Annotated in this window: 12 protein-coding genes; 6 read left to right on the forward strand and 6 right to left on the reverse strand. The window is 47.5% G+C overall.

What is annotated here, in order from left to right; genetic code table 11:
• Positions 1-70: 70 nt before the first annotated feature.
• From mnmG to B2751_RS08380, 6 genes are all read right to left on the reverse strand, one after another.
• Positions 71-1,960: a tRNA uridine-5-carboxymethylaminomethyl(34) synthesis enzyme MnmG gene (gene mnmG, locus B2751_RS08355; RefSeq protein ID WP_290774227.1), complete on the reverse strand. Its 1,890-nt coding sequence runs from the start codon at positions 1,958-1,960 to the stop codon at positions 71-73.
• 43 nt (positions 1,961-2,003) lie between these two features.
• Positions 2,004-3,386, reverse strand: a complete 1,383-nt coding sequence (gene mnmE, locus B2751_RS08360; RefSeq protein WP_056064613.1) for a tRNA uridine-5-carboxymethylaminomethyl(34) synthesis GTPase MnmE — start codon at positions 3,384-3,386, stop codon at positions 2,004-2,006.
• A 147-nt stretch (positions 3,387-3,533) separates the two neighbouring features.
• Positions 3,534-4,388, reverse strand: a complete 855-nt coding sequence (gene yidC, locus B2751_RS08365; protein ID WP_035411724.1) for a membrane protein insertase YidC — start codon at positions 4,386-4,388, stop codon at positions 3,534-3,536.
• A gap of 104 nt (positions 4,389-4,492) precedes the next feature.
• Positions 4,493-4,843, reverse strand: coding sequence for a ribonuclease P protein component (gene rnpA, locus B2751_RS08370; protein WP_023469862.1), 351 nt, complete (start codon positions 4,841-4,843; stop codon positions 4,493-4,495).
• Positions 4,844-5,009: 166 nt separating this feature from the next.
• On the reverse strand, positions 5,010-5,144 hold the full coding sequence (gene rpmH / locus B2751_RS08375) for a 50S ribosomal protein L34 (RefSeq protein ID WP_012371910.1): 135 nt from the start codon (positions 5,142-5,144) through the stop codon (positions 5,010-5,012).
• A gap of 201 nt (positions 5,145-5,345) precedes the next feature.
• Positions 5,346-5,540, reverse strand: coding sequence for a hypothetical protein (locus B2751_RS08380; RefSeq protein WP_290774230.1), 195 nt, complete (start codon positions 5,538-5,540; stop codon positions 5,346-5,348).
• Positions 5,541-5,880: 340 nt separating this feature from the next.
• On the opposite strand from B2751_RS08380, the gene dnaA reads away from it, so the two are divergent.
• The 6 genes from dnaA to B2751_RS08410 form a co-directional block, all read left to right on the forward strand.
• Positions 5,881-7,272, forward strand: a complete 1,392-nt coding sequence (dnaA, locus tag B2751_RS08385) for a chromosomal replication initiator protein DnaA (RefSeq protein WP_056064610.1) — start codon at positions 5,881-5,883, stop codon at positions 7,270-7,272.
• 191 nt (positions 7,273-7,463) lie between these two features.
• Complete coding sequence (gene dnaN, locus B2751_RS08390) at positions 7,464-8,597, forward strand: DNA polymerase III subunit beta (RefSeq protein ID WP_023469864.1); 1,134 nt, start codon at positions 7,464-7,466, stop codon at positions 8,595-8,597.
• 162 nt (positions 8,598-8,759) lie between these two features.
• Positions 8,760-8,981, forward strand: a complete 222-nt coding sequence (yaaA, locus tag B2751_RS08395; RefSeq protein ID WP_023469865.1) for a S4 domain-containing protein YaaA — start codon at positions 8,760-8,762, stop codon at positions 8,979-8,981.
• A gap of 1 nt (position 8,982) precedes the next feature.
• Positions 8,983-10,137, forward strand: a complete 1,155-nt coding sequence (gene recF, locus B2751_RS08400; protein ID WP_035411720.1) for a DNA replication/repair protein RecF — start codon at positions 8,983-8,985, stop codon at positions 10,135-10,137.
• Between the two features lie 10 nt (positions 10,138-10,147).
• Positions 10,148-12,061 (forward strand): DNA topoisomerase (ATP-hydrolyzing) subunit B, encoded by a 1,914-nt coding sequence (gyrB, locus tag B2751_RS08405; protein ID WP_200864062.1) that lies wholly within the window; start codon positions 10,148-10,150, stop codon positions 12,059-12,061.
• Between the two features lie 27 nt (positions 12,062-12,088).
• On the forward strand, positions 12,089-12,877 hold a 789-nt coding region (locus B2751_RS08410; protein WP_290774234.1), incomplete at its 3' end, for a DNA gyrase subunit A.

The raw sequence follows: 12,877 nt of genomic DNA on the forward strand, positions 1-12,877 counted from the left end.
AACTGATGTTCTGAGACCTCAAGTCCCTGTGCTGCCAATGCTGTTACGAATTGCTGTTGGTTCATCTCGTTCACTCCGCAGTCAATGCGTATTGGCCTTGTTCGATATAGACAAGCAAGATCGAGATATCAGATGGATTAACCCCTGAAATCCGGGATGCTTGTCCGATCGAGAGCGGACGCACTTGGTTTAGTTTTTGTTTCGCTTCAATCGCTAATCCACTGATCGCATCGTAATCGAGACGATCCGGAATCCGTTTTTGCTCCATCCGCATCATTTTTTCGACTTGATCGAGTTGTTTATCGATGTAGCCGGCATATTTGACTTGAATTTCGACTTGTTCTGCTGCTTCTGCAGACAATGGTGTTTCCGGTGGTGTCATCTGCGCAATCATCGCATATGTGATTTCCGGGCGTTTCAGCAACGTGATCGCATGCAAGGCTTCCTTAAGTGGCGATGCACCAATCTCTTCTAGCTGTGCATTCACGTCCGGTGTCGCTTTAATGACGACCTTCTCAAGACGTTTCATCTCAAGACGGATTTGCTCTTGTTTGTCGAGCAACTTCGCTTGGCGTTCTTCCGAGATCAAACCGAGTTCATGTCCGATTTCCGACAGACGAAGATCCGCATTATCATGACGGAGCAACAAGCGGTACTCGGCACGTGACGTCAAGAGGCGGTACGGTTCGTTCGTACCTTTCGTGACGAGATCATCGATCATGACACCGATATAGCCTTGTGAACGTGACAAGATGAGTGGTTCTTTGCCTTGGACTTGTAGTCCGGCATTGATTCCTGCCATGATCCCTTGTCCCGCTGCTTCCTCATAACCACTTGTTCCGTTGATTTGACCCGCTGTGAATAAACCAGGAACACGTTTTGTTTCGAGCGTTGGCCAGAGTTGTGTCGGAACGACGGCATCGTATTCAATCGCATAACCAGGACGCATCATTTCTGAATTCTCAAGCCCAGGAATCGAGCGGAGAATATCGTGTTGAACGTCTTCCGGTAAACTTGTCGATAACCCTTGCACGTAGACTTCTTCCGTATCGCGACCTTCTGGCTCAAGGAAGATTTGGTGACGCGGTTTATCGTTGAACCGGACGACCTTATCTTCGATCGATGGGCAATAACGGGGACCTGTCCCTTTAATCATCCCAGAGAACATCGGTGAACGGTGCAGGTTCGCATCGATCAATTGATGCGTATACTCCGTCGTATACGTCAACCAGCATGGGATCTGTTCCGTGATCATCTGAGTCGTTTCATGACTAAACGGAAGCGCTACTTCGTCACCTGGTTGAATCTCTGTCTTCGAGTAATCAATCGTTTTCCCGTCGATTCGCGGTGGTGTACCTGTCTTGAAACGTGCGAGCTCAAATCCAAGTTCTTCAAGATGTTTCGATAGATTGATCGATGGCATCTGATTGTTCGGACCACTCTCGTACGACAATTCACCGATGATGATTTTCCCGCGCATGAACGTTCCGGTCGTGATGATGACCGCTTTCGCCCGGTACTCCGCCCCTGTATTCGTGACGACACCGACGCAACGTCCTTCTTCATCGATCAACAACCGTTCGACGAGCGCTTGACGCAAGAGCAAATTCGGCTCATCCTCGAGCGCTTTTTTCATCCGGTTTTGGTATTCGAATTTATCCGCCTGCGCCCGTAATGCTCGTACAGCAGGACCTTTTGACGTGTTTAACATTTTCATTTGAATATACGTTGCATCGATTGCGCGTGCCATTTCACCACCGAGCGCATCGATTTCCCGGACGACGATCCCTTTTGCAGGACCACCGATCGACGGGTTGCAATACATGAATCCGACCATATCGGGATTCATTGTCAACATGACCGTTTTCGAGCCCATTCGTGCCGCAGCAAGAGAGGCTTCGATGCCGGCATGTCCGGCTCCGACGACGATGACGTCGAATTCACCTGCTTGATAAGCCATAGTAATGGTTCCTCCTTCTTATTCCACACGCAGTCGTCTCGAATTATTTCCCGAGACAGAACTGCGAAAACAACTGATCCAATAAACTATCCTGTGCTGTATCTCCATTGATTTCGCCGAGCGTGTCCCATGCCCGTCGTAAATCGATCTGTACCATGTCAATCGGCATCGCTGCTTCTGCTGCACCGAGGGCATCTTCAATCATTTGACTCGCGCGTTTGATCAGTTGGATATGTCGTGCATTCGAGACGTACGTCATATCTTGACTCTCGACACCCTGTTCAAAGAACAGACTCGCAATCGCCGCTTCAAGATCGTTGACCCCTGCTTCTTCGAGCAAGGACGTCGTAACGATTGGTCGACCATCGGCAAGTTCCGTGACACGTACCAAATCAATCTGTTGCGCCAAGTCACTCTTGTTGACGATGATGATCGCGTTCATCCCTTTAATCGCTTCAAACAGCAAAACGTCCTCGTCCGTTAGGACATCGTTCCCGTTTAGGACGAGTAAGATCAAATCGGCCGTCTTTAAAGCCTGACGCGACTTTTCGACACCCATCCGTTCGACGATATCTTCCGTCTCTCGAATCCCTGCCGTATCAATCAACTTTAGTGGTACACCACGAACATTGACGTACTCCTCGATCGTATCGCGTGTCGTTCCCGCGATATCCGTGACGATGGCCTTCGCTTCTTGCACCAATGTGTTGAGCAAAGACGATTTACCGACGTTCGGACGACCGATGATCGCTGTGGATAACCCTTCACGAAGGATTTTTCCTTGGCGTGCCGTTGTTAATAACTCTGCCAGAATCGCGCGGACAGCTCCAGCGTCACGTTCGACGATCTGTTGTGTCATCTCTTCTGCGTCATATTCCGGGTAATCGATGTTGACTTCGATCGCAGCAATCGTCTGCAACAGTTGTTGACGTAAGTCTTGGACGAGTTTTGAGAGACGTCCTTCAATTTGACTGACGGCGACATGCATCGCTCGATCCGTCTTCGCGCGGATGAGATCCATGACAGCTTCCGCCTGCGACAAATCGATTCGTCCGTTCAAGAACGCGCGTTTCGTGAATTCACCCGGTTCCGCTAATCGGACTTCCGGTTGTGCGAGGATGAGTTCGAGGACACGATTGACCGCGACGACTCCTCCATGACAATTCAATTCGATGACATCTTCACGTGTGAACGTCTTTGGTGCGCGCATGACACTCACCATCACTTCATCAACAACACGATCCGCCTCGTGATCGACCAATTTCCCGTAATGAATCGTATGGGTTGGTACTTCCGTCAAGCGGTTGGTTCCTTTATAGACGCGGTCGGCTACAGCGACTGCATCAGGACCCGATAAGCGCACGATCGCAATCGCCCCTTCTCCCATCGGCGTCGAAATCGCGGCAATCGTATCAAATTCCATCATCCGTTCTTCCACCTCGTTTTTCTTCTGTCTTTTTATACGTGTTCAATCCTTAATCGTTGCAATGGGTATAACGAAACAACTATACACGAAATGACGCAAAAGAAAAAGAGCGACACTCTGTCAAAACAAAGCGTCGCTCTTCACGTATTAGCGTTTCTTTTTCGATTTTTTAGGAGCCGGAGCTGCTTGCGCCGCTTCCTTATCGCGTTTTGCTGCAAGTGTTGCCTCTGTCTGCACTTTGATCTTTTCACGCATTGGCTTCATGATGACGACCGTGACGATGATCGAGAAGATGTAACCGACGACCCAGTAAAGAGAAAGGGCAGATGGGAGTGTGACCCCCATGATGAAGATCATGATCGGGAAGACGTAGAGCATGATTTTCATTTGTGGATTGTCTTCTTGACCTGCCATCGAGATCTTTTGCTGTAGATACGTTAGTACCGCAGACATGATCGGCAAGATGAAGAATGGATCCGGTTTTCCGAGGTTAAACCAAAGGAATGTGTGTTGGAAAATAGCCGGCGTATAAATAATGGCGTTATAGAACGCAATCAAGATCGGCATTTGGATCAAGATCGGTAAACAGCCAGCAAGCGGATTGACGTTATGCTCTTGATAAAGCTTCATCATTTCCTGTTGCAATTTCTGTTGCGTCTCTTGGTCTTTCGAGCTGTATTTCTCACGAAGTTTCACCATTTCAGGCTGAATGACTTGCATTCCACCCATACTCTTCGTTTGTTTGATCATCAACGGAAGGATGACAAGACGAACGAGAAGTGTCGTGATGATGATTCCGATTCCGAAATCATTTCCGACAAGATGCGAAATTTCGCGAATCAACCACGCCATCGGCCAAACAAAATAATGTTTCCAAAAACCATCAGTATTTGCTGTGATCTCTTCGTGTGCGCCATAGTTCGTCGGTGCACAACCTGATAACACGATCGCGAGCACAGACATGAGCCCGAGAGTTAACCAAATCTTAGTTCTCTTGTTCATAATTCCTCCTAGAAATTGTTTACGCTTTGTCGAACGCCATCTTCTTCTATAGTAAGGCAAGGAAAGGGAGCGCCGTACAAATCAACAGGATACATTGCTACGATTCATTTTTTTGATCGCATCCAGACACCGGAACGTTTGAGGACGTGACGGAGACTGTCAGCCACTTCTTGCGCGGTCATCTTAGCGGCCGGATTGCGCGCGATGATCACCAAATCATAATTCGGGGCAATCGAGGCTTCATGCTGCTGGCATGCTTCCCGAAGATACCGTTTCACCTGATTCCGGACGACGGCATTCCCGATTTTCTTGCTGACGGATAAACCAACCCGAAAGTGAGTCTGTTGCTCCTTTTTCAAGGCATACACGACAAATTGCCGATTTGCGACAGAGGCTCCTTTAGTAAACACCGCTTGGAACTCCTTGTCTTTCTTGACGCGGTATTCCTTCTTCACCTTATTCACACTCCATCCTGACACTACGAAAATTCGTCGTCTCTCATCATATCATAGAATAAACATGCGACGCGATAGGGCGCATGTGACAAAAGCACGAACACACTAAAAAACATAAAAAAAAATCACCTCGGATCATGCCCGAAGTGATGGATGCATCAATGCATTAGACAGTCAAGGCTTTGCGGCCCTTAAGACGGCGAGCAGCCAAGATACGGCGGCCACTCTTCGTAGCCATACGCGCACGGAATCCGTGAACTTTTTTACGCTTACGGTTGTTTGGGTTGAAAGTTGGTTTCATTCGTCTGCACCTCCTTTAAAAGATCTTTATAACCAATTGTTATTTTCTACTTTAAGGCAGTCTTGTACATTATATAAACTGTTTGTGGCATTGTCAATGAAAGTTCGGAAGATTTCTCGCCTTGCGTAAAGGTTTGTTTCTTAAAAACAGGCGATAGGATTCCAGCATGCAAACTCTATTACACAATAGAATGCGACTGGATCACAAAGAACAGATTGATAGACTTATCCACCTATCCACAGACTTATCCACATTATCCACACTTTCCGTGGATAACTCTTCACTTTGTCTACGATAGTATTTTTTAAAATCGACGTCAATCCTCGATTTTGGATTTCCTTTTTCCACTTCTTTTGTATTTTGTGAATAACTATTTTTTAACGCTTCCTCTTTCAAAAAGTTATCCACCTCTTATCCACAATTTATCCACACTATCCACAGCTTGTGGGTAACTACCTGTGGACGATTGAATTTACTTGTGGATAAATCATTCCAACCATTGCCAGAGCTCATTTCTTTTGATACACTAATTGTGCATAACATGATCCTGATCGCTTAGGACAAAACAAGTTATACACACCCTGTGGATAACTTTATACACAGATTCAACTACCTGTGGATAACGTTATCCACAGTTTTTACGTTATGGGGATAAGTCGAGTTTCTTCATTAACTTTGTCTGTGTATAAGCCTGTGTACAAATTTTTTCTATCTTGATAAAAAAAGGGGGGTATTTATGAAAAACGCTGCCGAACTTTGGCATAATGTCTTATCTGTGATTGAGGAAGAGGAACGAACACCGAAAGCCAGTTATGATATGTGGTTGAAGTCCACAGAAGGCGTTACGCTAAATGGAACGACTTTACTCGTTTCAGCACCGGCTGCATTTACGGTGACGTGGCTTGAGCGCCAGTACTTATCTTTACTCGAAGACACAGTTGAGGAAGTAACCGGAAGCCGACTCGATATTCAGTTCATTGAAGAGGGACAAGCGAAGAAAATGCTCGATCGACAAGAAGAGGAACGGATCGAAGCAACACCGGCTCCAAAATCACGTCCATTGAACACGCGCAAACCGACAGATGAACTGACGATGAGTGAACTTGGACAATTAAATGAGAAGTACACGTTCGATACATTTGTCATCGGATCGGGGAACCGTTTTGCACACGCCGCTTCACTGGCTGTTGCTGAAGCACCTGCTAAAGCATATAATCCGCTTTTCATCTACGGTGGCGTTGGTCTTGGCAAAACCCATCTGATGCATGCCATCGGACAGTACGTTCAAGATCAAAATCTTGGGACACGGATTGCCTATGTCTCTTCTGAACGCTTTACAAATGACTTTATTAACTCCATCCGTGATAATAAGACGGTTGAGTTTCGAAATAAATACCGTAACATCGATGTCCTCTTAATTGATGACATCCAGTTCCTTGCGGGCAAAGAACAGACGCAAGAAGAGTTTTTCCACACATTTAATGCACTGCATAACGACCAAAAACAAATCATCATTTCGAGTGACCGACCGCCAAAAGAGATTCCAACGCTTGAAGATCGGCTCCGTTCTCGTTTTGAATGGGGATTGATTACCGACATCACGCCACCGGATCTCGAGACACGGATTGCAATCTTACGGAAAAAGGCGAATGCTGAACAGCTTGATGTCTCAAACGAAGTCATGCTCTACATCGCGAGTCAGATTGATACGAATATCCGTGAGCTCGAAGGAGCGTTGACGCGTGTCATCGCTTATGCGAATCTCGTCGGACGACCGATTGATCCAAATGTCGCTGCAGAAGCCTTGCATAACATCATGCCAGTCGCCGAACCGCGTAAAGTCACGATTCGTGACATCCAGGAGTCGGTCAGTAAGCATTTCAACTTGCCGTTTGATGATCTTAAGGCGAAGAAACGGACGAAATCGATTGCCTTTCCACGTCAAATCGCGATGTATCTTTCGCGTGAGATGACGGAAAGCTCATTACCGAAGATTGGGGAGGAATTTGGAGGACGCGACCATACCACCGTCATCCATGCCCATGAAAAGATCAGTATGTTGATCAAATCAGACGGTGAAACAGGAAAAGTCATCGAACAAATCAAACATGAATTGAAGCATTCGTAAAACTGTGGATAAACATGTGGATAAAGTAGGGTGGTTATCCACAACTTATCCACACCGTTTTTGGCTCTATATCAAGTTATCCACCGACTTATCCACACTATCCACAGCCCCTAAGACTATTATTAAAAAAATATATTATTATGTTATGATGGGCGCATGCCCATTATTTTCGAGAGGAGTCTAACGACGATATGCATATCACCATTCAACGCGAAGCTTTAATTCAAGCAGTACAAGATGTAGCCAAAGCGGTCTCATCCCGCACGACGATTCCGATTCTGACAGGGATCAAACTCGAAGCTCATGGAGATGGCATGACGCTGACAGGAAGCGATACAGAAATCTCGATTGAACGGACGATCTATGCAGAAGAGAACGGAACGTCTTATGTCACGGTCCACCGTGCTGGTAGTGTCGTCTTGAATGCCCGCTTCTTCGGCGATATCGTCAAAAAGATGCCAAAAGACGAAGTGACACTTGAAGTCTCACCGAACTTTATGACACGGATTCAGTCAGGAACAGCGGAATTCCATTTAAACGGTCTTGATCCAGATGAGTTCCCACGTCTTCCACAAGTCGATGGGGGACAACGTTTCCGTTTACCGGCTGATCTCTTACGGTCGATGATTCGTCAAACAAGCTTTGCTGTCGCTGTTCAAGAAACACGTCCTGTTCTCACAGGTGTGAACTTCTCAGCCGACAAAGGCATCTTGACGTGTGTCTCAACGGATAGTCACCGTTTAGCCTTGCGTCGTGCTCAGTTTGAGACAGATACGGACATCTCGTTCCAGAACGTCATCGTTCCTGGTAAGAGCTTAAATGAATTATCGAAGTTACTTGGGGACGGTCATGTGGATATTACGATCACGAACCAACAAATCTTGTTCAAGATGAAACACGTCCTCTTCTTCTCACGTCTACTTGACGGAAACTATCCGGATACATCACGTTTGATTCCAGAAGAGTATCGGACAGCTGTCCGCATGAACGCGAAAGAATTGCTCCAAGCGATCGATCGCGCGTCACTGCTCGCACGTGAGGACCGTAACAACGTCATCAAGTTTGCAGCTGAAGGAACGACAGCGGTCGAGATTTCTTCGCATTCACCAGAAGTCGGGAAAGTCTCGGAGCAAGTCAGCATCCTTTCGCTTGAAGGGGAAGAACTGAAAATCTCGTTCAACTCGAAGTACATGATGGATGCCTTAAAGGCGCTTGACGCGACAGATATCGAAATCCAGTTCACGGGTTCGATTCGTCCATTCATCTTGCATCCAGTTGATCAAGATAACGTCTTGCAACTGATTCTTCCAGTCCGGACGGCGTAAGCATCAACATAAAACACGTGACAAGACGGGTTCGATCGTTTCGACATCGGACCCGTCTTTTTCGTATAGCGTATATACGTTCGGGAATTTTGCTAAATCGTTCAATATTTAGTACAATAAAGAGTACGTCATTTATAATATGTAGGTAGGAGGAGTCAATCCATGCAAGAAATCAGAATTACAACGGAATATGTCACATTAGGGCAGTTCCTGAAACTGTCGGATATCATCTCAAGCGGAGGGCAAGCCAAACCGTTTTTAGCAGAGGTGCCAATTCTAGTCAACGGCGAAGTCGATCAGCGACGTGGTCGTAAATTACGGGATGGAGACATCATTGATGTAGAAGACTACGGTCAGTTCATCATCAAGAACGAGGGTAACTAACGTGCGGCTGGATTCAGTCCGACTCAGTCATTATCGCAACTATGACGCACTCGAACTGTCATTCTCCGAAAAGACGAATGTTCTGATTGGTGAAAATGCACAAGGGAAGACGAACTTATTGGAAGCGATCTATGTTCTCGCTCTCGCGAAGTCTCACCGGACGACGCATGATAAGGAACTGATTGGTTGGGACCAGGAGACGGCGCGCGTCGAAGGACGTGTCGTCAAACGAACAGGTTCTCATGTCCAGGAGATCGTCATCTCGGGTCGCGGGAAAAAAGCAAAACTAAATCATCTAGAGCAACGACGCTTGAGTGATTATGTCGGGGCACTGAACATCGTTTTATTCGCCCCAGAAGATTTGCATATCGTCAAAGGTAGTCCACAAGTCCGCCGACGGTTTCTCGATATGGAGATCGGTCAAGTTAGCCCGGTCTATTTGCATGAATTGAGTCAGTATCTGAAAGTGTTGAAGCAGCGCAACGCGTTGCTGAAACAACTGTCCATGAAGGGAGGAGACGAGACCTTCCTTGATATCTTGACGGAGCAAATGATTACGCTAGCCGTTAAAATCGTTCAGCGCCGCCATCATTTCATGGCCCAACTCGAAAAGTGGGCACGACCGATTCATGACGGAATTAGTCGTGGACAGGAAGAACTCGCGCTCATCTATCGTTCGGACACATTTGGCACTGAATTACTCGATGTCGAAGGAATGACTGCGTCCTACACGCAGAAGTTTGGTAAAATAAAAGAAAATGAAATCCGAAGAGGAGTTACGTTGTTTGGACCACATCGCGATGACTTTGAGATGGAAGTCAACGGACGAAACGTCCAAACATATGGTTCACAAGGACAACAACGAACAGCAGCCCTCTCGTTAAAGCTTGCAGAGATCGAATTGATTCACGAGGAAGTCGGAGAGTATCCACTTCTTCTACTCGACGATGTCTTATCCGAGCTTGATGATCATCGTCAAACACATTTGCTCGATACGATGCAACAAAAGGTCCAGACGATCCTGACGACGACAAGCGTCGATGGGATTGCGCATGAAACGATCAACCAAGCGAAGTTGTTCCACGTGAAACAAGGGACGGTCGATTTGGAAGAGACATCATATAAAGAAACAGTAGGTGAGAAAACCGATGAGTAATCATGAAGATATGGAATTGGAACAAGGATACGGTGCCGATCAGATTCAAGTTCTTGAAGGATTAGAAGCAGTACGTAAACGTCCAGGGATGTATATCGGCTCGACGGCATCAAAAGGTCTCCATCACCTCGTATGGGAGATTGTCGATAACTCGATCGATGAGGCGCTCGCAGGATACTGTGACACGATCAAAGTCACGATCGAACCAGGGAACTCGATCTTAGTCGAGGATAACGGACGCGGTATTCCAGTCGACATTCAAGAGAAGATGGGTCGTCCTGCCGTTGAGGTCATCCTGACAGTCCTCCACGCCGGTGGTAAATTCGGCGGTGGCGGATATAAAGTATCGGGTGGATTACACGGTGTTGGGGCCTCGGTCGTTAACGCCCTGTCGACGAAACTTGAAGTATTCGTTAAACGGAATGAAAAGTTGTATTACCAAGCGTATCATCGCGGTGTACCAGCACAAGATCTTGAAGTGATTGGAACATCAGAAGAGACTGGAACGACGATTCGTTTCTTCCCAGACGGTGAGATTTTCCAAGAAACGCTCGAGTATGACTACGATTTGCTAGCGACACGCCTGCGGGAACTTGCTTTCTTAAACAAAGGCTTAAAGATCATCATCACGGACGATCGTGCGGATGAGCCGATGACGCGTAGTTTCCACTACGAAGGTGGGATTAAATCTTACGTCGAACACTTAAACCGTTCAAAAGAAGTCGTTCACGCAGAACCTGTCTACGTACACGGCACAAAAGACGGCATCGAAGTCGAAGTCGCACTTCAGTACAACGATGGATTTGCGTCAAACATCTACTCGTTCACGAACAACATCCCGACGCATGAGGGTGGTACGCACGAGACCGGCTTCAAGACAGCTTTAACACGCGTCATCAATGATTACGCGAAAAAGTTCGGTCTGATGAAGGATGCAGACGGTACACTGTCCGGTGAAGACGTACGGGAAGGGATGACAGCGATCGTTTCCGTCAAGCACCCGAACCCGCAGTTCGAAGGACAGACGAAGACGAAACTCGGGAACTCCGACGCACGTACGGTCACGGATTCGCTCTTCTCTGGTGCATTTGAGCAGTTCATGCTTGAAAATCCGACGAACGCACGCGCAATCGTCGAAAAAGGGATGATGGCGTCGCGCGCCCGGATGGCAGCGAAACGCGCACGTGAATTGACACGCCGTAAAGGTGTTCTTGAAGTCAGCTCGCTTCCAGGTAAACTAGCCGACTGTTCGTCACGTGATGCGTCGATTTCCGAATTGTATATCGTTGAGGGTGACTCAGCGGGTGGTTCTGCGAAATCCGGACGTGATCGTCATTTCCAAGCAATCTTACCGATTCGTGGTAAAATCTTGAACGTTGAGAAAGCACGTCTTGATAAGATTCTTGGAAGCAATGAGATCCGGACGATCATCACGGCACTCGGGACAAGTATTGGTTCTGAATTCAATATCGAGAAGGCACGCTACCACAAAGTCATCATCATGACCGATGCCGATGTCGATGGTGCCCACATCCGGACACTCTTGTTGACGTTCTTCTACCGTTACATGCGTCCGCTTGTCGAGCATGGATACGTCTATATCGCTCAGCCACCGCTATACGGAATCAAACAAGGGAAGAACATCACGTACGTGCATAACGAACGTGAATTGACAGAGGCGCTTGCAGCGCTTCCTGAAAACGCACGGTACGATATTCAGCGCTATAAAGGTCTTGGAGAGATGGATCCAGAGCAGCTTTGGGAAACGACGATGGATCCAAGTGGTCGTCAAATGTTGCGTGTTGAGCTTCAAGATGCGATCGAAGCGGATGAAGTCTTCGATATCTTGATGGGAGATCAGGTCGAACCACGACGCGACTTCATTCAATCTCACGCACATTACGTCAAGAACCTGGATATTTAACGCTGAACAGAGAGGGTGGCCAGAAGCATGTCCGAACAAAATCACGGAATCATCAAGGATATTAATATCAGTCAAGAGATGCGTACGTCCTTCATGGACTACGCGATGAGCGTCATCGTCGCACGTGCTCTTCCGGACGTACGGGACGGCTTAAAACCCGGACACCGCCGGATTCTCTATGCGATGAACGACCTCGGTATTCGTGCCGATAAACCACATAAAAAGTCTGCCCGTATCGTCGGGGAAGTCATCGGTAAGTATCACCCGCACGGGGATTCTGCCGTCTATGACACGATGGTCCGCATGGCGCAAGACTTCAGCTACCGCTACGAACTCGTCGATGGACACGGAAACTTCGGTTCTGTCGATGGAGACTCGGCGGCTGCGATGCGATATACGGAAGCTCGTATGTCAAAAATCGCGATGGAGATCGTTCGCGATATCAACAAAAACACAGTTGACTTCAAAGATAACTACGATGGTTCGGAACGCGAACCGGAAGTCTTACCGTCGCGCTTCCCGAACTTGCTCGTCAACGGTTCAAGCGGGATCGCGGTCGGGATGGCAACAAACATTCCGCCGCACCAGTTAGGTGAGGTCATCGATGGTGTCTTAGCATTGTCCCACGACCCAGAAATCACGATCCAAGAACTGATGCAGCACATTCCGGGACCTGATTTCCCAACAGCTGGTGAAATTCTTGGTCGTAGCGGGATTCGTCGCGCTTATGAGACAGGACGTGGCTCAATCATCGTCCGCGCGAAAGCTGAAATCGAACAGACGAAAAAAGACCGGGAACGGATCATCGTGACGGAG

The sequence above is a fragment of the Exiguobacterium sp. UBA6282 genome, from assembly GCF_002440475.1.
Lineage (GTDB): Bacteria > Bacillota > Bacilli > Exiguobacteriales > Exiguobacteriaceae > Exiguobacterium_A.

What these genes read in the sequence shown, in the direction of transcription:
- mnmG (WP_290774227.1), bottom strand. Translation starts at nt 1,960, where the DNA reads ATGGCTTATCAAGCAGGTGAATTCGACGTCATCGTCGTCGGAGCCGGA.
- mnmE (WP_056064613.1), bottom strand. Translation starts at nt 3,386, where the DNA reads ATGATGGAATTTGATACGATTGCCGCGATTTCGACGCCGATGGGAGAA.
- yidC (WP_035411724.1), bottom strand. Translation starts at nt 4,388, where the DNA reads ATGAACAAGAGAACTAAGATTTGGTTAACTCTCGGGCTCATGTCTGTG.
- rpmH (WP_012371910.1), bottom strand. Translation starts at nt 5,144, where the DNA reads ATGAAACCAACTTTCAACCCAAACAACCGTAAGCGTAAAAAAGTTCAC.
- dnaA (WP_056064610.1), top strand. Translation starts at nt 5,881, where the DNA reads ATGAAAAACGCTGCCGAACTTTGGCATAATGTCTTATCTGTGATTGAG.
- dnaN (WP_023469864.1), top strand. Translation starts at nt 7,464, where the DNA reads ATGCATATCACCATTCAACGCGAAGCTTTAATTCAAGCAGTACAAGAT.
- yaaA (WP_023469865.1), top strand. Translation starts at nt 8,760, where the DNA reads ATGCAAGAAATCAGAATTACAACGGAATATGTCACATTAGGGCAGTTC.
- gyrB (WP_200864062.1), top strand. Translation starts at nt 10,148, where the DNA reads ATGGAATTGGAACAAGGATACGGTGCCGATCAGATTCAAGTTCTTGAA.